Source organism: Streptomyces sp. NPDC051582, assembly GCF_040681715.1.
GTDB lineage: Bacteria > Actinomycetota > Actinomycetes > Streptomycetales > Streptomycetaceae > Streptomyces.
In genome coordinates, this window is the sequence record NZ_JBFAZJ010000007.1 from 121,207 (window position 1) to 144,360 (window position 23,154).

Consider the following 23,154-nt stretch of genomic DNA (forward strand, 5'->3'; position numbering starts at 1 on the left):
CACCAACGGCAGTCTTGCGAACGACTGGGTGAGCAACGGGGCCTGGCAGGGGCCCTCCGGCCTCGGCGGCACCAGCCGCTGACACCAACCGGAACGACACCGACCGGATCGTACGGCGGTCTGCCCTCGTCACCGCACGATGGCGGACCGCCATGCGTTTCGGGCCCGGACCCTGCCGGAGGGCCGGTGGCGGGATCCAGCCGTTCCGTACGGTGGATGCAAGGGGCCTCGCACCGTGCTGGGGGTGCCCGGGGGCGGAGGCGGCCGTGGATCCGGGAGGGTTCGGAGCGGGGTGGGGACCTATGGGTTTCGGCCATATCCGTGGACGCCAACCCCCTTGTGCGGTCCGGATCATGACCTGCTGTCAAGGGACGTGCATATAGACGCTAAGATTCCGGGCCGTTGTCATATGATCATTCGCTTTCGATCGTTTGAGGGTTCTGATGGTTCGAGTGGGATCGTCGCCCGGAAGTCCAGGGCCCACCTCACCCGTCGTTTGGGCGCTGCCCGCCCTGCTGACCGCCGCCGCCGCGGCGATCGCGGTGGTGCAGGTGTCCGCACCTGCCCGCACCCCCGTCGCCTGGATGGGAGCCGTCGCCTTCGTGGCCGTCGCCCTGTCCTGCGGTGAGGCCGCCCGGCGCGGCAAGGCGGTCGCCGCGCTGCGGGCGACCGTCGCCGCGCAGGAGTCGGCCCTGCTCCGGCAGCAGACCGAGACCGTACGACTCGCGCAGGAGCTGCTGCCCGACGTCGTGGAACGGCTGCGCAAGGGTGAGTTCCCGGAGGAGGTGCTCGCCTCCCTGGAGGAGCTCGACACCCACGGGCCCGGCCTGACGCCGGAGTTCAGGGCGGCCCACCAGGCCGTGCTGCGCTCGGTGCTCGACGCCGTCGTCGCCGAGGAGGACCTGCGCGACTCCGCGCAGCGCGCCTTCGTCAACATCGCCCGCCGCGTCCAGGCCATCGTGCACCAACAGGCCCAGGAACTGCGGGAGATGGAGGACCGGCACGGCCGCAGCCCCAAGGTCTTCGGCGACCTGCTGCGGCTCGACCACGGCACGGCCCTCATCGGCCGTCTCGCCGACTCCATCGCCGTGCTCGGCGGCGCCCGCCCCGGCCGGCAGTGGAGCAAGGCCGTCCCCCTGTACAGCGTGCTGCGCGGCGCCATGTCGCGGATCATCGACTACCAGCGCGTGGAGCTGCATTCCGTCTCGCAGGTGGCCGTCATCGGCCCCGCCGTCGAACCGCTCATCCACGCGCTCGCCGAGCTGCTGGACAACGCGACCCGCTACTCCCCGCCCCAGACCAGGGTCCACCTGACCGCCGTCGACGTGAACTCGGGCATCGCCGTCGAGATCGAGGACGGCGGCGTGAGCATGAGCGAGGAGGCCCGCAAGCGGGCCGAGCGCATGCTCCGCCAGGCCCAGCAGGGCATCGACCTCACCGACCTCGGGGAGACCCCGCGCCTGGGCCTCGCCGTGGTCGGCCGGCTCTCGCAGGCGTACGACTTCCAGGTCTCGCTGCGCTCGTCGGCGTACGGCGGCGTACGTGCCGTGCTCATCATCCCGCAGTCGCTCATCACCACGGCCGCCTCCGCGACCGGCGTCGCCCACGGCATCGGCACCGCCTCCGGCCCCCGTGCCGCCCTGGCCCCGGCCGCCGCCGAGACCAGCGCGCAGGGCGGAGCACCGGACGTACGGCAGGAGCCGGCCCGCCCGGTCACTGGACCCCGGATGCCGGCCGCGCCCGACGAGGTGCCCGTCGTGACCGAGCGGACCCCGGGCGGCCTGCCGCAGCGCCGTCGCAAGACGCGCGCCGTGGCAGCCGGGGCGCCCGAGGCCGCCGACGCCGGCGACCGGATCGTGGCGGCGGCCGAGGCGGCCGCGGACCGCGCCGGACACGGGTACGCAGAGGAGAGCGGGTACGCGTACGGATCGGGACGCGCGCCCGATCCGGCGCCGCAGCCGCAGCCCGAGGTCCAGCCCGGGATGTGGCTGGCCGCCTTCCAGGGCGGCCTGTCGGGGGACAGCCAGACCGCCGTGACCCGGAGCGGCGCGGCAAGCCAGAACACGGATGCCTCGCCGGCCTCGGCGAGCAAGGGGGAACAGCCATGAGCCAGCAGCAGACCAATATGGACTGGATGCTCAAGGACCTGGCCGAGGGCGTCCCGCAGACCCGCCACGTCATCGTCCTGTCCGCGGACGGCCTGCGCATGGCGCAGTACGGGGCGGAGACCGACACCGCGGACCGGCTCGCCGCCGCCTGCGCCGGGCTGCAGAGCCTCGCCGGCGCCGTCGCCACCGAACTCCCCGGCAGCAGGGGGCGGATGAGGCTCGTCGTCATCGAGATGGACGGCGGCTTCTTCTACCTGATGGCGGCCGGCGCCGGCGCCTTCCTCGCCGTCCTGGCCGACGAAGGCGTCGATGCCGGTCTGATGGGCCAGCGGATGCGCGACCTCGTCGCCCGGATCGGAGAACACCTGAGCAGCCCGCCGCGCCGCGACGGGCAGCCGGCGTGAGCAACCCGGGCGGGGACTGGGAGGACGGCACTCCCGAGCGGCTGTACGTGATCACGGGCGGCCGCAGTGGCGACTTAGAGCCCAGCCACCTCGACCTCGTCACGCTGATCATCGCCAAGTCGGGCCCCAAACCCGGGATGCAGCCGGAGCACGCGGCGATCATGCGGTGGTGCCAGACGCCGCTCTCGCTGGCCGAGATCTCCGCGTATCTCGGCCTGCCGGTGAGCGTGGTCACCGTACTCCTCGGTGACCTGATCGCCGCGGGCCACGTGCTCTCCCGTCCACCCGTCGCCCCCGCCAAACTCCCGGACCTGGCACTGATTGAGGCAGTCATCGATGGACTTCGAAAGCTCTGACCGGGCCACCGCGCCCCGGCGCGAGGACGCGCTGCCGACCACGGCCGCCGCCGCAGTCAAGGTGGTGATCGTGGGCGGCTTCGGGGTCGGCAAGACGACCCTCGTCGGCTCGGTCAGCGAGATCCGGCCGCTCACCACCGAGGAGACGATGACCCAGGCCGGGGTCGGCGTCGACGACACGGCGGGCGTGGAGCGCAAGACCTCCACCACCGTGGCCATGGACTTCGGCCGCATCAGCATCAACCAGGAGCTGGTGCTCTACCTGTTCGGCACCCCCGGCCAGGAGCGCTTCTGGTTCCTGTGGCGCGGCCTGTTCGAGGGCGCGCTCGGCGCGGTGGTCCTGGTCGACACCCGCCGCCTGGAGGTCAGCTTCGACGTGATCGGCAGGCTGGAGGAGCGCGGGGTGCCCTTCGTCGTCGCCGTCAACTCCTTCCCCGACGCGCCCGAGCACCCCCTGGAGGAGCTGCGCTCCGCCCTCGACCTGCCCGCGTCCGTACCGCTCGTCTTCTGCGACGCGCGCCGGCGGGAATCCAGCCGCGACGTCCTGATGACGCTGATGCGTTACCTGCACTCCCTGGCGGCGGCCCCGGAGGCATCGTGAGTGCCGCTCAGGTGCCGAGGGCGGCGGTGATCTCCGCGGTCGTGCTGACCTTGCCGATGCGCGGGAAGATCTTGCCGAACGCGTGGGCGTGGGACGCGGGGTCGGTGTCGGCGGTGGCGTCCTCGGCGAAGACCAGCGAGTAGTTGTGCTCCCAGGCCGTACGGGCGGTGGACTCGACTCCGACGCTGGTGGAGATGCCGGCCAGGACGATCCGGTGGATGCCGCGGCGGCGCAGCTGGAGGTCGAGCTCGGTGCCGGTGAAGGCGCCCCAGTGCCGCTTGGTCACCACGACGTCGCCGAGGGCCGCCAGCTCGGCCGGGATCTCGGAGAACGCGGCGGGCGGGGCCGCGGCCGGGCCCGGGCGGTCCACGTCGGTGGTGGGCAGGTCGCCGCCGTCGGGCGACCAGGCGACCCTGACCAGCACCACGGGCAGCTTGCGGGCGCGGAAGGCGCCGGCGAGCCGGATGCCGTTGGCGAGGACCTCGGCGGCGGGCCGGGTGGTGGGCAGCGCCAGGATGCCCTGCTGGAGGTCGATGAGGACCAGGGCGGTGCCGTCGTCCAGGGTCAGTGGCGAACGGTCGGTGCGGTCGGCAGCGGCGGTCATCCGGTCTCCTGAGATCGATCCGGGCATCACGGTTCACGCCCATGTAACCCGCGGCGGCGCCGGCCCGCCCGCTCACGCGGCCGGTGCGGGCTCCGGCAGCCGCCGGGCCAGCGCCCAGGCGAGCAGCGGCAGCACGGCCAGGGGGAGCAGGGCGGTCCGTACGGAAGCGGCGTCCGCGAGGGCGCCGATGAAGGGGCTCGCCACGCCCCCGACACTGACCGTCAGGCCGAGCGTGACCCCGGAGGCCGTGCCCATACGGGCCGGCAGGTAGTCCTGGCCCAGCGTCACCTGGAGCGAGAACGGCACGTACAGGGCGGCGGCAGCCAGCGCCGCGCACCCGTACACCAGGGGCAGCGGCAGGAAGAGTACGCCCGCGACGGCGGGAGCGGCCGCCGCGTACGCCCGGCGGACGGTGGTGACCCGGCTCCAGCGCGAGGCCAGGCGGCCGCCCAGCAGGGTGCCGCCCGCGCTGCCGGCGAACAGGGCGAACAGGGCCACCGCCCCGGCGGTCTCGCCGCCGCCGCGCTCACGCACGTACAGGGCGATGAACGTGCTCAGCCCGATGAACGCGACGGAGCGGACGACCACCACCAGGGAGAGACGCAGGAACGCCCGCCGGTCCTCGGGTCCGGACGCGACGACGGGCGCCGCCGCCCGAGGCCCGGCCGCCCCGTCCCGCGCCGGCCGCGGGAGGTTCAGTACGACGCCCAGCGCGGCGGGCGCGGCCAGCAGGCCCCAACCCGCCGGCCCGGACACCGACAGGGCCCCGACGACGAGCAGGGGTGCGCAGGCGAAGCCGATGTTGCCGCCCAGCGCGAACCAGCCCATCGCCGTGTGCCCGGGGCCCCCCGCCGCGGTGCGGACCAGCCGGGCGGCCACCGGATGGTACGCGGCCACGCCCAGCCCCGACAGGGCCACGGCGGCCACGGTGGCCGGACGGCCGGCGTCCGCGCCGACGAGGGCGATGCCCAGCCCGGCGGCGGCCGTGCTCAGCGGGATCAGCCACGGCATCGGGCGGCGGTCGGCCAGTGCCCCGAACAGCGGCTGGACCACCGAGGACAGCAGGGAGGCGGCCAGCACGATCCCGGAGGCGGCGGCGTATCCGTACGCGCGCTGGGAGACGAGGAAGGGGACGAGCGCGGCGACGGCGCCCTGGTAGACGTCCACGCAGGAATGGCCGGCCGCGAGGGCGGCGAGACGGCGGCGCCGTACGGGACGGGTCCCGGCGGCGGCGGGCCGTTCGCAGGCGGTCTGGGAAGCGGTCTCGGAAGCGGTCTTCGATGAGGTCACCGGTCGAGAATCGCCCGTACCGCGAGCGGCCCGCTTCCGATAAATTGCCCGGTGATGCAGGAAATCCGCCACACCCCGAGGGCCGCGACCAGCATCCGCGCCCTCGACACCCACGTCGGGATCGACCCGCACCGGCACGACGACCACCAGATCGCCTACGCCGGTTCCGGAGTGCTGTCCATCACCACCGACGCCGGAACCTGGGTGGCCCCCACCACCCGAGCCCTGTGGATCCCGGCCGGGACGGTGCACGAGCACCGCGCGTACGGCCGCACCGACCTGCACTCCGTCGGCCTTCCGACCCGGCTCAACCCGCTCGCCCTCCACACGCCCGCCGTGATCGCCGTGGGGCCGCTGCTGCGCGAGTTGATCCTGGCCTATACGAGGGCTCCCGGGGGCGACGGCCCCGAGCGGCGCCGGATGCTCGGGGTCCTGCTCGACCAGCTGCGCGCCGCGCCCCTGCAGCCCCTGCACCTGCCCGCGCCCGCCGACCCCCGGCTGACGGCGGTGTGCGCCCTGCTGCACGCCGATCCGGCCGACCCCCGCCCACTGGCGGCGCTGGGCGCGGCCGCCGGCGCCGGAGCGAGCGAGCGCACGCTCAGCCGCCTCTTCCGCTCCGAACTCGGCATGACCTTCCCGCAGTGGCGCACCCAGCTGCGCCTGCACCGGGCACTGCGGCTGCTGGCCGTCGCAACGCCCGTCACCGCCGTCGCCCACCGCTGCGGCTGGTCCTCCGCGAGCGCCTTCATCGACGTCTTCCGGCGCGCCTTCGGCCACACCCCGGGGACCCACCCCGGCCGGCTGCCGTGAGCGGGCTTCCTACGGGCGCGCGTACCGCAGCTGGACCACGCCGTTGCCGAACGTGCGGGTGCCTTCCAGCCGCAGCGGCCCGGGGCCGGCGAACGGCGGGAACACCGGCGTGCCGCGGCCGATGCGCACCGGGTGCACGAAGAGCCGGTACGCGTCCACCAGGTCGTGGCGCAGGAAGGTGGCGGCGAGGTCGGCCCCGCCCACGACCAGGTCGCCGCCCGGGGCTTCCTTGAGCGCGGCGACCTCGGCCGGTACGACGGCCCGCACCAGCGTGGAGTTCCAGGCGAGGTCCTCCTGGCGCAGCGTGCGGGAGTACACGTACTTCGGCATGTCCCGCCAGATGCCCGCGAACTCGATCTCCGGCTCGGAGGCGGACGGATCGGCGTCGGCGGTCGGCCAGTACTCCGTCATCAGCTCGTGCGTGACGCGGCCGGTCAGGAAGCCGCCCAGCGCGCGGATCTCGTCGTTCATGAACCGGTGCAGTTCATCGTCGACCATGTGCCAGGAGATGTCCCGGTCCCGCCCCTCCATGAAGCCGTCCAGGGACATCGACATCATCAGGATGATCTTTCGCATGCCGGACCACGCTACATACTGGCCGGTGTGAAGACCGAAGACGGCGCAGACGACACGGCCCTGTTCACCACGGAGGGCCACACCGGGGTGATCACCCTCAACCGCCCCAGGGCGCTCAACGCCCTCACCCACCCCATGGTGCTGCGGATCACCGAGGCGCTGGCGGCCTGGGAGCACGACCCCGCGGTCGTCCAGGTCCTCATCCGGGGCGCCGGCGAGCGCGGGCTGTGCGCCGGCGGGGACATCCGGGCCATCCACGACGACGCGAAGGCCGGCGGCGATGCCTCCGAGGGCTTCTGGCGCGACGAATACCGGCTGAACGCGCGGATCGCCCGCTACCCCAAGCCCTACGTGGCCCTCATGGACGGGATCGTCATGGGCGGCGGAGTAGGGCTCTCCGCCCACGGCAGCGTGCGCGTCGTCACCGAGCGCTCCCGCGTCGCCATGCCCGAGACCGGCATCGGATTCGTCCCCGACGTGGGCGGTACGCACCTCCTCGCCCGCGCCCCGGGGGAGCTCGGCACCCACCTGGCCCTGACCGGGGCCGCCGTGGGCGCGGCCGACGCGCTGCTGTGCGGGCTCGCCGACCACTTCGTACCCGCCGCCCGGCTGCCGGAGCTGACCGCCGCCCTCGCCGGCGCCCCGGCGCACCAGGTGCTGCCCCGCTTCGCGCAGCCGCCCGCGCCGGGTGAACTGGCCGGATGGCGCGCCTGGATCGACCGCTGCCACGCCGCCGACACCGTCGAGGAGATCGTGGAACGGCTGCTGGCCGAGGGGGACCCGGCCGCCAAGGAGGCCGCCGAGACGATCCTGGCGAAGTCCCCGACCTCCCTCAAGGTCACCCTGGCCGCCCTTCGCCGGGCCCGCGCACTCGGCTCCCTGGAGCGGGTGCTGGAGGAGGAGTTCCGCGTCTCCTGCCACGCCCTGCGCTCACCCGACCTGGTGGAGGGCGTACGGGCGCAGGTCGTCGACAAGGACCGCAACCCCCGCTGGTCCCCGCCCGCGCTCGCCGAGGTCACCGCCGCGGACGTGGAGGGGTTCTTCGCCCCGCTCGGCGGAGCCCGCGAGCTGCGGCTGCCCTGAAACCGGGGGGCCGCTCAGCGGTAGCCGGTCACATCGGCCGGCAGGCCCGGGTCCTGGACCTCCACCAGGTACCGCCAGGCGTCGGGCCGGCTGCCGTCGAGATCCGTGAACCCGTACTCCCGGGCCAGCTGCGCGCTGGAGAGCGACTGACCGTTCCAGCGCGCCACCCCGGGGTCCGCGGCGAGCGCGGCGACGCCCCGCCCGACGTACGAAGGGGTCTCGGAGATGGCGAAGTGCGGGGTCCGCTCCAGAGCGTCCCGCCAGTTCTCCTCGCCCACCCCGTGGTTGTCCAGCATCATCTCCGAGCGCAGCCAGCCGGGCGTCAGCGCCACCGCGGTCGCCCCGCGCGGCCCGAGCTCGTGCCCGAGGGCGAACGCCATGCGCAGCACGGCCGACTTGGCGAGGTCGTAGAAGAACGAGACCCGGTAGTGGGCCGCGTTGTACTCGGCCGTGCCGTCCGTCATCTCCACCACGAGACCGCCCGGTTCGCGCAGCAGCAGCGGCAGCGCGAAATGGCTGGTGATGGCATGGGTGTCCACCGCGAGCCGCAGGATCCGCAGCCCCTTGTCGAGGTCGTGCTCCCACACGGTGCGGTCCCACTCGAACAGTTTCTCGGCGCCCCAGATGTCGTTCACCAATACGTCCAGGCGCCCCTGCTCGGCGTCGATCCGCCCGACCAGCGCCTCCACCTGCTCCGGCACCAGATGGTCGGCGACCACGGCGATGCCCCGCCCGCCCGCCGCCCTGACCAGCTCCGCGGTCTCCTCGACGGTCTCCGGCCGGTCGTACTCCGAACGGCTGCCGCGCGTACTGCGCCCGGTCACGTAGACCGTCGCACCCCGCGCGCCGAGCTGGACCGCGGTGCCCCGGCCCGCGCCCCGCGTGGCCCCGGCCACCAGGGCGACCTTGCCATCGAGAGTCCGCCGTGCTTCGGCCATGACCCGACCCTACGCCGCCACCGCCCGCCGGGCGCGCCGGCGGGCGGTGGCGCGGGCGTGCGCGGCGCCGCCCGCGCGAGTGCTCCCGCCGGTGGCCGGATCGGCGGCCTTTCGACCCCGGGGCGCGGATGGGTACGACTGTGTCCCCCAGACCCGCCCGTGACCGCGGAGGCGTACCCCCGATGACCGATGCCGGCATGACCAGCTTCGACGAGATCTACGGACTCCCCGACCCGCGGGGCTACTTCGGCCGGCTCGGCCCGTACGCCTACCAGACCCCGGGCCACGCCCAGCCGGTGTTCCGCGCCCTGGCCGCCGAACTCGCCCCGCAGCGGCGGACGGTGATCGACATCTGCTGTTCGTACGGGATCAACTCCGCGCTCCTCAACCACGACGTGACCCTCGACGAGCTGTACGCGCATTACACCTCGCGGGAGGCGGCCGGACTGACCACCGCCGAACTCGCGGACCGGGACCGCGCGTTCTACGCCGCGCGGCGCCGCCCCGACGCTGTGCGGGCCGTCGGCGTCGACGTATCGGGTCCCGCCCTGGAGTACGCGGTGGCCGTCGGCCTGCTCGACGAGGGGCACCGCGTGGACCTGGAGGCCGAGGAGCCGGGGGAGGGGCTGCGGCGCTCCGCGGCCGGAGCAGGCCTGATCACCGTGACCGGCGGCACCAGCTTCCTCACCGGACGCACCTTCGCCCGCCTGTTCACCGCCGCCGGCCGGGCCCTGCCGGTGGCCGCCTTCGTCCTGCGCACCCACGACTACCGGCCGATCTCCCGCTGCCTGGAGTCGTACGGGCTCACCGTCGAGCGGGACGGCGCCACCCGGCCGCAGCGGCGCTTCACGGACCCCGGCGAGCAGCGGCGCGCGGTGGCCGCGGTCACCGCTCTGGGTGAGGACCCGGCGGGCAAGGAGTCCCAGGGGTACTTCCACACCCGGCTGCACCTGGCCCGCTGACCCGGCCCGCCGCCCGGCACCCGCCGCCCGCCGCCCGCCGCCCGCCGCCCGAAGACGCTCCCGAACGGGCTTGTCCAACCCACCCTCCAGGCCGCACTGTTGGCCGGGATCCACCCACTCGCCCAGACGGTCAGGAGACCCGGCTTGTCACCCGACAGCGCACCCGCGCCCGCGTACGCCATCGATCCCGCCGGCGGCTGCCCGCACGCCCTCAACGCCCGGCTGCGCGCCCAGGGCCCCGTGGCGGACGTGGTCCTGCCCGGCGGAGTGCCCGCAGCGGTCGTCCTCGGACACGAAGCGCTGAAGGAGTTCCTCGCCCACCCCGACGCGGCCAAGGACGCCCGGCACTTCCCCGCCCTGCACGACGGCACCATCGCGCCCGACTGGCCGCTGCGGGTGTTCGCCAACGCCCAGGGCATGCACACCGCGGACGGCGCCGACCACCGCCGGCTGCGCTCCCTCGTCGGCAACGCCTTCACCGCCCGCCAGGTGGAACGGCTGCGGCCGCGCATCGAGCAGCTGACCGCCGCGCTCCTCGACGACCTCGCCGGGGCCGCCGCCGAGGCCCCCGACGGGATCGTGGACCTGCGCAGCCGCTTCGCGCTGCCCCTGCCGATGAGCGTCATCTGCGAGCTGCTCGGCGTGGACCCCGAGCACCGCGGACGGCTGCACCACCTGTCCCACACCGTGATCGTCGCCACCGACAGCACCCCCGCGGAGGTGGTGGCCGCCGTACGGGAGCTCGTCGAGCTGATGGGAACGATCGCCGCCGCCCGCCGCGAGAGCCCCGGCGAGGACCTGACCAGCGCACTGATCGCGGCCCGCGAGGACGACGGCGACCGGTTGAGCGAGGCCGAACTCATCGGCACCATGCGGCTGATGCTCGTCGCCGGCCACGAGACCACCCTCAACCTGATCGGCAACGCCGTCCGCGCCCTGTGCACCCACCGCGACCAGCTCGCCCTGGTCCGGGAGGGCAAGGCCGGCTGGTCCGACGTGGTCGACGAGACCCTGCGCTGGGACGCCCCGGTCAGCTGGTTCCCGTTCCGGTACGCCGCCCGCGACCTGACCGTCGAGGGGACCGTGATCCCGCAGGGCACCCCGGTCCTCGCCGCCTACACCTCGGCCGGCCGCGACGAGGCCTTCCACGGCCCGGACGCCGACCGCTTCGACATCACCCGCCCCGCCGCCTCCCGCCACCTGGCCTTCGGGCACGGCGCGCACTACTGCGTGGGCGCCCCGCTGGCCCGTCTGGAGGCCACCATCGCCCTGGAGCGGCTCTTCACCCGCTTCCCCGACCTCGACCTCGCGGTCCCCGAGCCCGAACTCCCGTACCTGCACAGCTTCATCGGCAACAGCGTCGAATCCCTCCCCGTCCGGCTCGGGTAGCGGATCAGCCGCGGCCGTCGCCGGGCGGGGAGAGCTCCGTGCTCAGCCAGCCCAGCGCGTCCGGGTACATCGCCGTCCAGGTCTGGAAGTTGTGGCCGCCGGACGGGCGGATCAGGGTCTTCACCCGGACCCCGCTGCCCGCCGCGGCCCGGCCGAAGGCCTCCAGCTGCGCCGGCGGGCTGTCCTTGTCCTGCGCCGAGGTGGCCAGGAACAGCCCGACGTCGGCCTTCCTGGCCTGCCGGACCAGCCAGAGCGGGCTGTTGCGCTCGCGCAGCACCGGATCGGCCAGCACCTGCGGGTCCCCGGTCAGCGGGTCCGGGTCCAGGGCCGCGCCCGCCCGGAACACCTTCGGGTACTGGAGCGGCAGCTTGGCCGCGCAGAACGCCCCCGTCGAGACCCCCATCAGCCCCCAGCCCCCCGGCTCGGGAAGGGTGCGGAAGTTCTTCGCGACCAGGTCCGTCACGTCCTGCGCCAGCCAGCTGGCCACCTTCCGCGCCGGCGTGTTGCTGCAGTCCGTGTTCACCCCGCCGGGATACACGTCGGGGATCACCAGGATGAACGGGTGCGCCGCGCCCAGCCGGACCAGCTGGTCCAGCGTCCCCGGCATCCCGCCCAGGTCGATCCAGGTGCGGGGCGAGCCCGGATACCCGTGCAGCAGGACCACCACCGGGAACCGGGTCTTCTCCGCGCCCGGCGCCCGGTACTCGGGCGGGGTCCACACGATCACCTGTCCGGCGAGTTTCGAATGCGAGCCGCGGAAATAGGTGCTCTGCGTACCGTCCCCGCCCTGGGTGAACCGGGCCCGGCCCGGCGGCGGCCCCGTCATCGCCGAGGAGTTCTGCGCGTTCTCCGTGCCCAGCAGGTCGTTCCACGAGGCGTAGAGCCCGTAGCTGCCGTTGATCCAGGTCGCGATCACCGCGATCGAGGTCAGCTGGCAGAGCGCGATCATCAGCACCCGTGCGGGCCAGCGCACCCACCCGGGTCCCGGGATCCGGTTCCACAGCAGCAGCGCGGCGAGCATCGCGAGCACGGTGACGGTGATCAGGGTGACGAGGAACGACGTACTGGTCAGCTCCACGAGGGCCGGCTCCTGACGTGCGGGTCGGTATCCCGGGATGTCCGCATCATGCCTTCCTCCCGGGCCCCGGCCGGACACGCACCGACACCGAGTGCCACCCGGTCGCCCCGTCGGGGACGGTCCCCGCGCGCACTCCCGTCTGGACGGCCCCCGTACCGTCCGTGGCGCGGACCTCCAGCACGTGCGGTCCGGGGGTCGCCTCCCACTCCCACACCCACTGCCGCCAGGTGTCGTTGCCGTCCGCCGCCCCGAGCCGGGCCTCGTGCCACGGGCCCGCGTCCACCCGTACCTCCACCCGGGCGATGCCCCGGTGCTGCGCCCACGCCACTCCGGCCACCGCCACCCGGCCCTCCTGCGGCTCGGCGGAGGGGCGCGGGGTGTCGATGCGGGACTGCGTCTTGACCGGGCCCTGCTGCGCCCAGGACCGGCGCACCCAGTACGCGTCGTACGCCGCGAACGTGGTGAGCCGCAGCTCGGTCAGCCATTTGCACGCCGAGACGTACCCGTACAGGCCCGGTACGACCATCCGCACCGGGAAGCCGTGCGCGAAGGGCAGCGGCTCGCCGTTCATCCCGACGGCCAGCAGCGCGTCCCGGCCGTCCATCACCGTCTCGACCGGCGTGCCGAGCGTCATCCCGTCCACCGAGCGCGCCACCAGCTGGTCCGCCGGACCGCCCTGGGAGGGCGGCCGCACCCCCGCCTCGCGCAGCAGGTCGGCCAGGCGCACGCCGAGCCAGCGGGCATTGCCCGCGTACGGGCCCCCGACCTCGTTCGACACGCAGCAGAGGGTGATGTCGTGCTCGACGAGCGGGCGGGCCAGCAGCTCGCCGAACCCGAGTTCGAGCGGGTTCGAGACGCCCTCGCCGTGGATGCGCAGCCGCCAGGTGTCCGCGTCCACCCGCGGGACGACCAGGGCGGTGTCCACCCGGTAGAAATCCCCGTTGGGCGTGATGAAGCGGGAGATCCCGGGCACCGGCAGCTGCGCGCCGGGCGGCACCGGCGGCGCGGGCACGGCCGGCTCCGGCAGGACCAGATCCGCCCGCGAGGCCGTGGCCCCGGCCGAGCCGTACGCCCCGAGCCGCCGTCCCGCGTACCCGATGCCTGCCGAGACCACGAGGGCCGCGCCGACCAGCCGGCCGAAGCCGCGCCGGTCCATCGACCAGGCCCCGCCCGGCGGCGCGCCCACCGGACGGGGTGTGGTCAGCGCGCTGACCAGCAGATACAGCACACCGGCCGCGGCCAGTCCGCCCACCAGCGAAGGCAGCGCGTCGTGCCAGGCCGCCTCGGGCCGGCTGAGCGCGGCCGCCGCCCCGACCAGCCCGAAACAGCCCGCGAGCGCGATTCCGGCGGGCAGGTGCCGTACGGCCAGCACCCCGGCCAGGGCGGCCACCGCGGCGAGGACGAGGATGATCCCGAGTGCCAGCAGCAGCTTGTCGGCGGTGCCGAACTCCCGGATCGCCCATTCCTTGACGCCCACCGGCGTACGGTCGACCACCGCGCCGCCGACCGCGGTGACGGGGGAGGCCTCGGGCCGGACCGCCGCCGAAACCAGCTCGGCCACGGCCAGACCGGCGCAGGCGGCGACCAGTCCGCAGGCGGCGCCGCCCAGGACACGGAGCCGGGGCCCCGGGTCCGCCTTCTCGGGGGTCGTCATGGGCAGGTCACCGTTCGCGTCGCCGTCGTTGTCACCGTCCACCCGGAATGTGGGCTTCCAGTGTGACTCCGACCAGGACGGAACCGCGCCGGGCCACGCCCGTTCGGCTCAGCCGGCTCTCGTCGGCGCCCGATCGCGGCAGCGCCGATCGCCTCAGCGCGCCGGCGCCGAGGACGGCGGCACCCAGCGTCCGGCGCGCGGCGCCTTCACCCCGTACTCCGCCTTCAGCTCCGCGGGGATGGCGTGGTGCATGACCCGCCCCCGGGTCAGCGCGGACAGCTCGAAGCCGGCGAGCAGCGAGCCCGCCTTGTCGAGCGCCCATTCCGCGAGCGGACTGCTGTCCTCGATGGTCTCCAGCAGCCCCAGCACCACGGGGACCGCCTTGGCCGCCGAGTCCCAGGGGCTGCGCGGGACCTCCAGCCAGTCGCCGATCGTGTCGCCGACCAGGAAGCGGACCGTGGCCGGGACCATCGGGTCGAAGAGGGTGCCGGGGACCACGTCCTCGTACAGCCGCAGCAGCTGGGCATTGAGGACCACGCCCTCGGGCGAGGGGCCGAGATGGCGCTCCAGGTAGAGGTCGCAGTACGCGCGCGCCCCGGCGAGGTCCTGCGGTACGGCCGCCATGTCGCAGCCGAGCAGGGCCGCCACGACCCGCCAGGCGTAGTAGTAGGCCTCCGCGCCCTCGTCGCTCATGTGGATGCCGAGCCGGTGCATGGCGTCGAGCACGAGAAGGGAGAAGAACGTGTGCCCGGCGATCATGTCCTCCTGGCAGATGGGCAGGCCGTCCCGCTCCACGTCCCAGTGGCCGCCCTCGCGCAGGTGGTGGCGCACCGCCGCGTGCAGCAGCCGCACCTTCTGCACGGCCGGGATGAACTTGCTGCCCTCGGCGAAGGAGTCCGTCCGCATGAGGTAGGTGACGAACTGGCCGGTGTTGGCCATCCGGCGGGAGGGGTAGGCGAGCGAGTGCGTGGAGGAGAGCAGCCGGGCCATCCGGGGGACGGCGTAGCTGACGGGCATCGCGGCGAAGGACAGGCCGGTGTTGATGTGGGCGGCGTTGTCCATGAAGAAGAGCCGGGCCTGCTCCATGACGTCCCAGTCGACCCAGGACGGGGGCAGGGCCGTGGCCTCGAAGTAGCCGCGCGCGGAGGCCGGGAGCCGCTCGGGGAGCGGGTCCCCGGCGGTGGTGAAGAACCGCATGAGCGTATTGAGGTCGCCCACCTCGCCGCGGCGCAGCAGCGCGGCGACGGTCTCGTCGGCGAGCGGATCGCCCTGGGTGGACAGGGCGTCGAGGGCGGCGTGGTCGTAACGGGGGCGCGGCGGAGCGGAGGCGGTCTCGGCGGTGGTCACTTGACTCGTCCTTCTCGTGTGGGGCGGGGGCGGGTTACAGCGAGCGCTCGGCGGCCGTGCCGGCGAGCTCGCGCAGCGCGGACCGCGCCTCCGCGGGCATCGGTACGGAGTCCAGCGCGCCGACGGCCCGGGCGATGCGCTCCCGGATCATGTCCTCGACCTGCTGCCGGGCCCCGCAGCCTTCCATCAACGCACGTACGGCGGCGGCCTCTTCGGTACCCAGGTCGGGGCGGCCGACCAGCTTCGCGAGCAGCCGCCGGCCGTCACCGCCGGCCGCGGCGACGGTCAGGGCGAGCAGGGCGGTCGGTTTGCCGTCCCGCAGGTCGTCCACGTTCGACTTGCCGGTCCTGGCCGGGTCGCCGAAGGTGCCGAGCAGGTCGTCGCGCAGCTGGAAGGCCTCGCCGAGCGGCAGCCCGTACGCGGTGAAGGCGTCGAGCAGCGCGCGCGGGGCCCCGCCCAGGGTGGCGCCGAGGTGCAGCGGCCGCTCGACGGTGTACTTGGCCGTTTTGAAGCGGGCCACCTCCAGCGACTCCGCCACCTGCGGCACCTGCTCCGCCCGGGTGCGGAGCACCTCCAGGAACTCGCCCGCCATCGTCTCGCGCAGCAGCGTGGCCCACAGGGGGACGGTCCGGGCCAGGTAGGCGCCGGGCAGCCCGCACGAGCTGAAGACGTGCCCGGCGTAGCCCATCAGCAGATCGCCGAGGATCATCGCGAGGGCGGTGGAGCGCTGTCCGGCGCCCGTACCGGAGGCGAAGGCGGCGTGCGCGGTGGGCCGGCCGTGCCGCATCCGGCTGCCGTCGATGATGTCGTCGTGCGTGCACGCCGCCGCGTGCACGAGCTCCATCGCGGCCGCGGCCCGGATCACCCCCTCGCAGTCGGGCTGCCCGGCCGCCCGCCAGCCCCAGTACAGGTACGCGGCCCTCAGTCGCTTCCCGTCGGCCAGCGAGCGGCGCAACTGCCCGGACAACGGCGAGAGTTCGGCGTGCAGGGAGAGCAGCGCCCGCTCCTCCTCGTCGGCCAGCCGGACCAGCACCTCGTCGATGCGCTCCTTGAAGCCGGTGTGGTCATGCACGCGGGTGGCCCTCGGAGGCGACCCGCTCGGCGGCCCGCCGGGCCATGGTCTCCAGGTGGTTCTCCGTCGCCGCGCCCGAGCGGCGGGTGGCCAGTTCGCCGCGCTTGCGCAGTTCCACGACCCCGTCGGTGAGCAGGTCCCGCAGGTCGGACCGGCGCAGTGCCTCCTGGGCCCGATCGGCGGACTGCCGTAACTGGTCGAGTGCCATATCGGCGACCCCGGCGGCCAGGAGCGCGAGCAGCTCCAGGGTCACGGGCGGGGTGCGGTCCTCGGCGGGCGGCGTCTCATGGGACATGCGCGGTGCACTCCTGCTGGCGTCGGGCCGTGTGACGGCGTCGGAAGGGGCGGCCGCCGGATGTTCCGGCGGCCGCCCCTCGTGGTCCTTCCGGACCAGTCAACCGAGTGCGCGTCCCGCGCGTCCAAGCTCTCGACGGGTTCTCCCCCGCACGGGTAACGGGATTCCCACGGGCGGGTGATGATCAGCGCATCATCCGATCGCCACCGTCCGAGGTGGTGTAAGCGCTCAGCGGGCGGCTCCCTCCGAGGACTTCAGGGTGGCCGCGATGTCCTTCGCCAGTGCGTAGGGATCCCCGCTCGGGCCGTTCGCTCCGCTCGGATGCCGGGTGGTGCGGCGGGCCCAGTCCTCCTCGTAGGCGTGCCAGTCGATCTCCCGGGGCGCCGCCCGCCGCACCAGGGACTCCTCCAGCGTCTCGAAGTAGGCCGCCCAGCGGGGCGCGTACAACTCCGCGATCAGGCCGCTCCATTCGCGGTTCGCGTAGTCGTGCAGGAAGCCGCCCTCGCTGGTGCTGCGCCGGCCCCACACGCTCAGGATCGAGCGCGCGTCGTACTCGTACCGGTCCTGCTCGGCCTCGTCCGCACCCCAGGAGCGGGCCGCCGCGAGCCAGTCGCCGAGCAGGAAGTTCGGGTCGGAGCCGGTGACGGCGTCCAGCCGCCGCTCCCCGTCCGCCCATTCGGCGGTCAGTGCGCGCAGCCGGGTCAGGTCCTTCGCCTCGTACGCCGCCTTGATCTTCGGCAGCAGCACCCGGGAGTGGTTGGCCATGGCCTGCCGGGCCGTGTCCACGAGGTCGAAGCGGTACGCGCTGGAGCCGCGCAGCCCGGGATCCACCTTCAGCAGGTGGTCCAGGGCCCGGCGCACCGAGTCGGCCGGGTACCGCATCGACTTGGGGCTCCAGTACGCCGCCCCCACCGCGCTCAGGCTCGGCCGGGCGGTGAACAGGCTGTCCTGGGACTCCGACCACAGGCCCGAGGAGGTGCTGTACGGGCCCGTGCGCAGCTCCTCCCAGGCGGCGGCCGCCTCCTTGTCGGGACGCCCGTAGCGGCGGCCCGCGAAATCGGCGAACCACTTGCGCTGGTCGATCGTCCCGGGCTCCCAGGCGAGATCGGTGAACAGGTCGAAGGCGGCCGGGTTCGTACCGGTGGCCTCCGGCAGGTACGCGATGCCCTTCAGAGCGCTGTTGGACTTGGTCCGCCAGGGGCCGAACCGCTCGATCCAGACCGAGGTGTTCGCGCCGATGGTGGTGTGCCCGCCGAAGTTGTGGATCGTGCCCATCGCGTACGGGGCCCCGCCCCAGCGGGCCTCGCGGTCCAGGCGGTTGTACCGGTCGGACAGCCCGTCGAGGATCAGCAGCTTCGAGGTGTCCAGCCCCGCGAGCAGCTCCGCCTTCGGGCTGTCCTGCCAGCCCAGCACCGCCCACATCGCGCCCGGGTGCGCGGCGTGCAGCGCCTTCTGGACGGCGCCGGCGGCCGCCTTCACGTCGACGGTGCCCACCGTCCCGCCCTCGTGCAGCGGGCTCATCCGGTACATGGCGCTGTCCCCGAACACGGCGCGCTGCTCGGCGTAGTAGGCGCCGGCCAGCTTCCCGAACACCGGGGAGGTCGGGTCCAGCCAGTCGGGCCGGTCGAAGCCCGCCCAGTCGCCCTGCGCCACGGTCTTCGCGCCCGCGTTGCGGGCGGCGAACCCGGGTGGCACCGTACCGAAGTAGCCGGGCAGCACGGGGGTCATGCCGAGCCCGCGCAACTGCTCGGCGATCCGCCCGCCGATCTCGGCGCGCTCCCGCATCAGCCGCTCCGAGACGGGACCGCCGAACCCGCTCAGGTTCTGCAGCAGCCACCAGCTCTGGTGCCCGGGGCCGGGAATCCACTCGCGCAGCTCGGCGGCGGAATAGCCGAAGCCCTGGAGCGCCCGGTAGTAGGGGTACTCGGCGCCGGCCTGGACGAACACCTCGTTGATGCCGTGCAGGGCGAGCAGGTCGATCTGGTGCTGGTGCTGCTCGAAGGTGCGGTACGCGCCCGAGTAGCCGTCGTCGGTGTCGTTGAGGGCGTACCGGTGCGGCACCAGCGCGCTGCGGGTGACCGGCGCGGGTACGGCGGGCAGCCGCGCGGGCAGCATCCCGATGCTGTCGCCGGGCCAGCCGATGTCGGCCCCGGCGACGTGCTGGAGGTACCAGCCGACGCCGGTGAGCAGGGTGGCCCCGGTGGAGCCGCGTACGGTGATCGCGCCTGCCGTCCCGGACACCGTGAACCGGTCGGCCCCGGCGGCCGGGTCCGGTACGAGGGTGAACTGGGCGGCGTGGTGCGGCAGCAGCCGCTCCAGCGCCTCGCGCGCGGGGCCGGCGTCGAAGGCCCGGGGCACCGGGGCGCCGGGCGGGCCGTCCGGTACGTGCGCGGGCGCGCGGTCTCGTACGCCGGTCGGGTCGGCCGTACCGGCGGTACCGGCCAGTGCGGGGGAACCGGTGCCGAGGAGGGCCGCCAGGGCGGCGAGGGCGATCCGGTGGCGCAGCTGCGCGCGCCGACGGCGCCGGGGTGGGGAGTTCGTCATCCGATGAATCACCTGAGTCACCGATCCGTGATCAGACGGGCAGGGACCAGGCCTGGTCGACGCGGTGGTCGCCGCAGTCGCTCAGGCGCAGTCGCTCGGCGGGGGCGTCCGGGGTGGCGGCAGCGGCGGGAGCCGTCAGGCAGAGCCCGCCGGCGTCCTCGACCAGTGCCCCGTCCCGGCGGTGCGTCCAGCGCTGCCCCGGCTCGCCGGGTGCGCAGGCGGCCAGCTCCACGGCGCCGCCCTCGCCCGCCGACAGGCACTTGCCGGTCAGGCGCACGCTCTCCTGCGGCCCGAGCACCCAGCGCTGGTCGCCGGCCGCGGTGCACGGCGCGAGGACCACCGCGCCCACGCCGGTGGTGTTGACCCCGTCGGCGCACCGCGCGCCGTTGCCGGTGATCTGCCCGGTCGGCACGGCCGCGCCGCACCCCTCGCGCGGGGTGAGCCGGAAGACCGCCGTGTCGTGGGCGGCCACCTTCCCCGTCAGGGAGGTCGAGACCTCGGTGCTCCTGCCGGTCCACAGGTCCTTGGCGTCGACGGTGCAGGAGTACAGCCCGATGTCGGTGAGAGGTACGGAGATGTCCCGCGCGCCGGCGGACCGGTTGAGCACGGCGACGGCGCGGTCGCCGTTCGCCAGCGGGCGGGCCAGCACCTCGAAGGTGGCGTTGGCGGAGAGCACCGCGCCCTGGCGGCCCATCGGGTCCTGGTCCAGCGCGATCATGTCGGTGTTGCCCAGGGCGGCCAGCCCCGCGGGGGTGAGCTCGGTGACGTCGGAGGACAGGATGAACGGGGCGGCCATCATGGCCCACAGGCCGACCTGGCTGCGGCCCTCCGCCTCGGTGAGCCCGGGGGCGCCCGCGAGCAGGAAGTCGGGGTCGTTCCAGTTGCCGGGGCCCGCGTACCGGCCCAGCCAGCGGTTGTAACCGTAGTTGCCGAGCACCGAGCTCCAGCGGGAGGTCGCGGGCGCGGCGGGGTTGTAGACCTTGATGTCCTTGCCCTCGCGCCACAGCTGGCCGCTCTCGCCGACCCAGCCGAGGACCTTGTGCCAGTCGGAGCCGCCCCACTCGCCCTGCTGGAAGTAGGCGGGGGCCGAGGCCGAGAGCACCATGTCCCGGCCGCTCGCGCGCAGCCCCGCGGAGACGGCGCCGTACGCGTCGCGGTACGCCTGCTCCTTCGTCTTCCCGGGCGGCACCCACAGGTTGCAGCCGTCCATCTTGACGTAGTCGACCTTCCACGACGCGAACTGCCGGGCGTCCCGGGCGTAGTGGTCGGGGCCGCCGCCGTCGGGCGAGCCGCTGCCGGGGTAGCGCTCGCAGGTGAGGGACCCGGCGTCCTCGTAGATGCCGAACTTCAGGCCCTTGGCGTGCAGGTACTCGCCGAGCCAGGCCATGCCGTGCGGGAACTTCTGCGTGTCGACGACCAGATTGCCGTCCGCGTCCCGGCTCTTGGTCATCCAGCAGTCGTCGACGGTCACCGTGTCGTAGCCCTTTGCCGCGAGGCCGGTGGAGACCAGTGCGTCGGCGTTCGCGACCACCTTGGCCTCGTCGATGTCGCACATGTAGTGCGCCCAGTTGTTCCAGCCCATGGGCGGGGTGAGCGCGAGCGGGGCGTCCGAGGTGGCGTACGGCTCGGCCGTCGCCACGGTGGTGGGGGCGAGGCAGAACGCGAGCAGGGCGGCCGCGGTGAGGCAGGGGAGCGACGCACGCAGGCGAGGCGGCACGGAGACTCCTTGAGGTGGGGCTGCAGTGCGCTCAGTGCAGCCGTGCGACTACCCTCTGTCAACATAAGTCGACGGTTATGGCTCAATGACCAGCAATATGGCCGTAGTCGACGTCACACGATCGGGGAGCCGGGATGGTGATACGTCGTATGTGTCAGTGGCTGATACGCTGTATCTCATGCCGAAGAGATCAGACGCCCTGGACCGCGCGACGCCCGGGGCGATCGCCGTCGCCGCCTTGCGCCTCATCGACGAGGAGGGGCCGCACGCCCTGAGCTTCCGCGCCCTGGCCGACCGGCTGGAGGTCTCCCACGCCACCGTCCAGCGCCGCTGCACCGACCTGGCCGGGCTCCTCGACCTCTGCACCGAGCACCTCGCCGGACAGCTGCCCGAGATCCCGGCCGGGACCGGCTGGGCTGAGGCCGCCGAGCTGCGGTTCACCGCCCTGTACCGGCTGCTCGTCGCCCACCCCGGGCTGCTCGTGCTCCGCGGCGGCCGGCCCTGGCTCGGCCGCCAGCTGCTGGCCCGGCTGGTCGAGCCGGCGCTCGCCGACAGCGTGGCCGCCGGGATGACGGCCGCCGAGGCGATGACCGCGTACCGCCGCATGTACCTGCTGACCCTCGGCAGCGCCGCCTTCGTGGACCACCGGGATCCGGCCGGAGCCACGGCCGCCTCGCGGGCGGCCCTGGCCGCGCTGGATCCGCAGGAGTTCCCCGTGCTCACGGGCGGGCTGGCCGACGTACTGCCCGCCCTGACCGACCACGACGTGTACCACGGCGCGCTGCGCCAGCTGATCGAGGCCAACCGGCCCGCCGCCTGAAGGGAACCCCATCGTGGAACAGCAGCTCGACTACGCCGCCGTACGCGCCGCCGCCGACCGGATAGCCGGGTCGGTCCGCCCCGTCGCCGTCGTGCCCGCCGCCGAGGGCCTCTGGTTCGCACTGGAGTACCTCCAGCACACCGGGTCCTTCAAGGCCCGCGGCGCCCGCAACTTCCTGGCCGCCCACCGTGACGCCGGGACCCTCCCGGACGCGGGCGTCACCATCGCCTCCGGTGGCAACGCGGGCCTGGCCTGCGCCTGGGCGGCCCGCGCGCAGTCCGTTCCCGCGACGGTGTTCCTGCCCGCCAACGCGCCGCGCGTGAAGGTGGACCGGCTGCGCGGGTACGGGGCGGACGTACGGCTCGTCGGGGACCGGTACGCCGAAGCGCTGGCCGCGTGCGAGGAGTTCGCGGCGGGCAGCGGCGCGCTGAGCAGCCACGCGTACGACCACCCGCTGATCGCGGCGGGCGCGGGTACGGTCCTGGACGAGATCCGGGCGGGGCTTCCGGGGCTGGACACCGTGGTCGTCGCGGTGGGCGGGGGCGGGCTGTTCGCGGGGGTCGCGGCGGCGGCCCGTGAGCACGGCGTACGGGTGATCGCGGCCGAGCCGGAGAACTGCCGCGCCCTGAACGCGGCCCTGGAGGCGGGCCGGGTCGTCGACGTGGCCGTGGACTCGGTCGCCGCCGACTCGCTGGGTGCCACCCGCGTCTCGGCGGCTGCGCTCGCCGCCGCGCGGGAGGAGGACGTACGGTCCGTCCTGGTCCCGGACCCGGCGATCACGGCCGCCCGGCGCGCGCTGTGGGAGGAGCACCGGATCGTGGTGGAGACCGGCGCGGCCACGGCTCTGGCTGCCCTGCGGTGCGCCCCGGAGCCGCTGGGCGAGCGGGTGGCCGTCGTCCTGTGCGGAGCGAACACCGACCCGGGGGACCTGACGGCCCCGGAACGGTAGTCCCGTCCCCGTTCCTGCCCCTGTTCGTGCCCTAGTCCTCGTCCGCGCCCTCGCGGACGACGACCACCGTGCACGCCGCGTACTGGACGACCTGCTGGCTCACCGAGCCGAGCAGGACGCCCTTGAAGCCGCCGTAGCCCCGGGTGCCGACCACCGTCAGCTCCGCCTCCTTCGAGGCGTCCACCAGCACCTGGGCCGGCGAGCCGTGTTCGACCCGGCGGAAGACGGGGACGCCGGGAGAGGTGCCGACGGCCGAGGCCACGGTGTCCGCGAGGCGCTGGCGGGCCGTCTCCTCGGCGCCGACCAGCTCGTCCGGGGTGCCGTGGCCGATGGCGAACGGATTGGTGCTCCACTCCCAGCTCATGACGGCGTGCACCCGGCCGCCGATGGCCTTCGCCTGGGCGACGCCCCAGCGCAGCGCTTCCTTGGAGTGGTTCGAACCGTCCACGCCGACGACGATCAGAGGCTCGATGGTCTCACTCACAGTGGGTTCCTCTCGTTTCGTCCGTATCGTCCTTGCCTCTTGTATACACGGGCGAGGGGGTCCGACCTCGAAC

The 23,154-nt window shown here is 74.0% G+C and carries 22 protein-coding genes; 10 read left to right on the forward strand and 12 right to left on the reverse strand.

Going from position 1 to position 23,154, the window contains the following annotated elements:
* The first annotated feature begins 443 nt into the window (after nt 1-443).
* From AB0M92_RS12215 to AB0M92_RS12230, 4 genes are read left to right on the forward strand one after another with little or no spacing between them, the layout of a single operon-like run.
* The gene (locus AB0M92_RS12215) at nt 444-2,108 is read left to right on the forward strand and encodes an ATP-binding protein (RefSeq protein ID WP_366102035.1); all 1,665 of its coding nucleotides are present in this window, start codon (nt 444-446) and stop codon (nt 2,106-2,108) included.
* Nucleotides 2,105-2,512 (forward strand): roadblock/LC7 domain-containing protein, encoded by a 408-nt coding sequence (locus tag AB0M92_RS12220; RefSeq protein WP_366102036.1) that lies wholly within the window; start codon nt 2,105-2,107, stop codon nt 2,510-2,512. Before AB0M92_RS12215 ends, AB0M92_RS12220 begins: the two co-directional genes overlap by 4 nt.
* On the forward strand, nt 2,509-2,868 hold the full coding sequence (locus tag AB0M92_RS12225) for a DUF742 domain-containing protein (protein WP_366102037.1): 360 nt from the start codon (nt 2,509-2,511) through the stop codon (nt 2,866-2,868). Before AB0M92_RS12220 ends, AB0M92_RS12225 begins: the two co-directional genes overlap by 4 nt.
* Entirely contained in the window at nt 2,849-3,469 is a 621-nt protein-coding gene (locus AB0M92_RS12230; protein ID WP_366102038.1) for an ATP/GTP-binding protein, read from the forward strand. Before AB0M92_RS12225 ends, AB0M92_RS12230 begins: the two co-directional genes overlap by 20 nt.
* Nucleotides 3,470-3,476: 7 nt before the next feature.
* Here AB0M92_RS12230 and AB0M92_RS12235 read toward each other — a convergent pair whose 3' ends face one another.
* Both AB0M92_RS12235 and AB0M92_RS12240 read right to left on the reverse strand, forming a co-directional pair.
* A complete protein-coding gene (locus AB0M92_RS12235; RefSeq protein ID WP_366102039.1) occupies nt 3,477-4,073 on the reverse strand; it encodes a hydrolase in 597 nt (198 codons plus the stop codon).
* 72 nt (nt 4,074-4,145) lie between these two features.
* A complete protein-coding gene (locus tag AB0M92_RS12240) occupies nt 4,146-5,240 on the reverse strand; it encodes an MFS transporter (protein WP_366102161.1) in 1,095 nt (364 codons plus the stop codon).
* Between the two features lie 177 nt (nt 5,241-5,417).
* Here AB0M92_RS12240 and AB0M92_RS12245 point away from each other — a divergent pair, with 177 nt between their 5' ends.
* On the forward strand, nt 5,418-6,173 hold the full coding sequence (locus AB0M92_RS12245; protein ID WP_366102040.1) for a helix-turn-helix transcriptional regulator: 756 nt from the start codon (nt 5,418-5,420) through the stop codon (nt 6,171-6,173).
* Nucleotides 6,174-6,182: 9 nt separating this feature from the next.
* Here AB0M92_RS12245 and AB0M92_RS12250 read toward each other — a convergent pair whose 3' ends face one another.
* A complete protein-coding gene (locus AB0M92_RS12250) occupies nt 6,183-6,749 on the reverse strand; it encodes a dihydrofolate reductase family protein (protein ID WP_366102041.1) in 567 nt (188 codons plus the stop codon).
* 60 nt (nt 6,750-6,809) lie between these two features.
* Between AB0M92_RS12250 and AB0M92_RS12255 the strand changes: the two genes are divergently transcribed.
* Nucleotides 6,810-7,832 (forward strand): enoyl-CoA hydratase/isomerase family protein, encoded by a 1,023-nt coding sequence (locus tag AB0M92_RS12255; protein WP_366102162.1) that lies wholly within the window; start codon nt 6,810-6,812, stop codon nt 7,830-7,832.
* A gap of 14 nt (nt 7,833-7,846) precedes the next feature.
* Here AB0M92_RS12255 and AB0M92_RS12260 read toward each other — a convergent pair whose 3' ends face one another.
* Nucleotides 7,847-8,770 (reverse strand): SDR family oxidoreductase, encoded by a 924-nt coding sequence (locus AB0M92_RS12260; RefSeq protein WP_366102042.1) that lies wholly within the window; start codon nt 8,768-8,770, stop codon nt 7,847-7,849.
* 182 nt (nt 8,771-8,952) lie between these two features.
* On the opposite strand from AB0M92_RS12260, the gene AB0M92_RS12265 reads away from it, so the two are divergent.
* Nucleotides 8,953-9,732, forward strand: a complete 780-nt coding sequence (locus AB0M92_RS12265; protein WP_366102043.1) for a hypothetical protein — start codon at nt 8,953-8,955, stop codon at nt 9,730-9,732.
* Between the two features lie 144 nt (nt 9,733-9,876).
* On the forward strand, nt 9,877-11,121 hold the full coding sequence (locus tag AB0M92_RS12270; protein WP_366102045.1) for a cytochrome P450: 1,245 nt from the start codon (nt 9,877-9,879) through the stop codon (nt 11,119-11,121).
* Between the two features lie 4 nt (nt 11,122-11,125).
* On the opposite strand, the gene AB0M92_RS12275 is transcribed toward AB0M92_RS12270, so the two are convergent.
* From AB0M92_RS12275 to AB0M92_RS12305, 7 genes are all read right to left on the reverse strand, one after another.
* The gene (locus tag AB0M92_RS12275) at nt 11,126-12,199 is read right to left on the reverse strand and encodes an alpha/beta hydrolase-fold protein (protein WP_366102046.1); all 1,074 of its coding nucleotides are present in this window, start codon (nt 12,197-12,199) and stop codon (nt 11,126-11,128) included.
* 46 nt (nt 12,200-12,245) lie between these two features.
* Entirely contained in the window at nt 12,246-13,853 is a 1,608-nt protein-coding gene (locus AB0M92_RS12280) for a molybdopterin-dependent oxidoreductase (RefSeq protein WP_366102047.1), read from the reverse strand.
* Between the two features lie 153 nt (nt 13,854-14,006).
* On the reverse strand, nt 14,007-15,200 hold the full coding sequence (locus AB0M92_RS12285) for an oxygenase MpaB family protein (RefSeq protein ID WP_366102048.1): 1,194 nt from the start codon (nt 15,198-15,200) through the stop codon (nt 14,007-14,009).
* A gap of 34 nt (nt 15,201-15,234) precedes the next feature.
* Nucleotides 15,235-16,272 carry a polyprenyl synthetase family protein gene (locus AB0M92_RS12290; protein ID WP_366102049.1) on the reverse strand — a complete coding sequence of 346 codons (1,038 nt, stop codon included), beginning with the start codon at nt 16,270-16,272 and terminating at the stop codon, nt 15,235-15,237.
* The gene (locus AB0M92_RS12295; RefSeq protein WP_366102050.1) at nt 16,265-16,567 is read right to left on the reverse strand and encodes a polyprenyl synthetase; all 303 of its coding nucleotides are present in this window, start codon (nt 16,565-16,567) and stop codon (nt 16,265-16,267) included. Before AB0M92_RS12295 ends, AB0M92_RS12290 begins: the two co-directional genes overlap by 8 nt.
* Before the next feature lie 228 nt (nt 16,568-16,795).
* The gene (locus tag AB0M92_RS12300) at nt 16,796-19,111 is read right to left on the reverse strand and encodes an alpha-N-acetylglucosaminidase (protein ID WP_366102051.1); all 2,316 of its coding nucleotides are present in this window, start codon (nt 19,109-19,111) and stop codon (nt 16,796-16,798) included.
* Between the two features lie 31 nt (nt 19,112-19,142).
* Nucleotides 19,143-20,828: a ricin-type beta-trefoil lectin domain protein gene (locus AB0M92_RS12305; protein ID WP_366102052.1), complete on the reverse strand. Its 1,686-nt coding sequence runs from the start codon at nt 20,826-20,828 to the stop codon at nt 19,143-19,145.
* Between the two features lie 178 nt (nt 20,829-21,006).
* On the opposite strand from AB0M92_RS12305, the gene AB0M92_RS12310 reads away from it, so the two are divergent.
* Together AB0M92_RS12310 and AB0M92_RS12315 are read left to right on the forward strand one after the other, a co-directional pair.
* Nucleotides 21,007-21,648, forward strand: a complete 642-nt coding sequence (locus AB0M92_RS12310) for a TetR family transcriptional regulator (RefSeq protein WP_366102053.1) — start codon at nt 21,007-21,009, stop codon at nt 21,646-21,648.
* A 13-nt stretch (nt 21,649-21,661) separates the two neighbouring features.
* Nucleotides 21,662-22,597, forward strand: coding sequence for a serine/threonine dehydratase (locus AB0M92_RS12315; protein ID WP_366102054.1), 936 nt, complete (start codon nt 21,662-21,664; stop codon nt 22,595-22,597).
* Between the two features lie 31 nt (nt 22,598-22,628).
* Here the strand turns inward: AB0M92_RS12315 and AB0M92_RS12320 are convergent, their stop codons facing one another.
* Nucleotides 22,629-23,081, reverse strand: a complete 453-nt coding sequence (locus AB0M92_RS12320; RefSeq protein ID WP_366102055.1) for a universal stress protein — start codon at nt 23,079-23,081, stop codon at nt 22,629-22,631.
* Between the last annotated feature and the right edge of the window lie 73 nt (nt 23,082-23,154).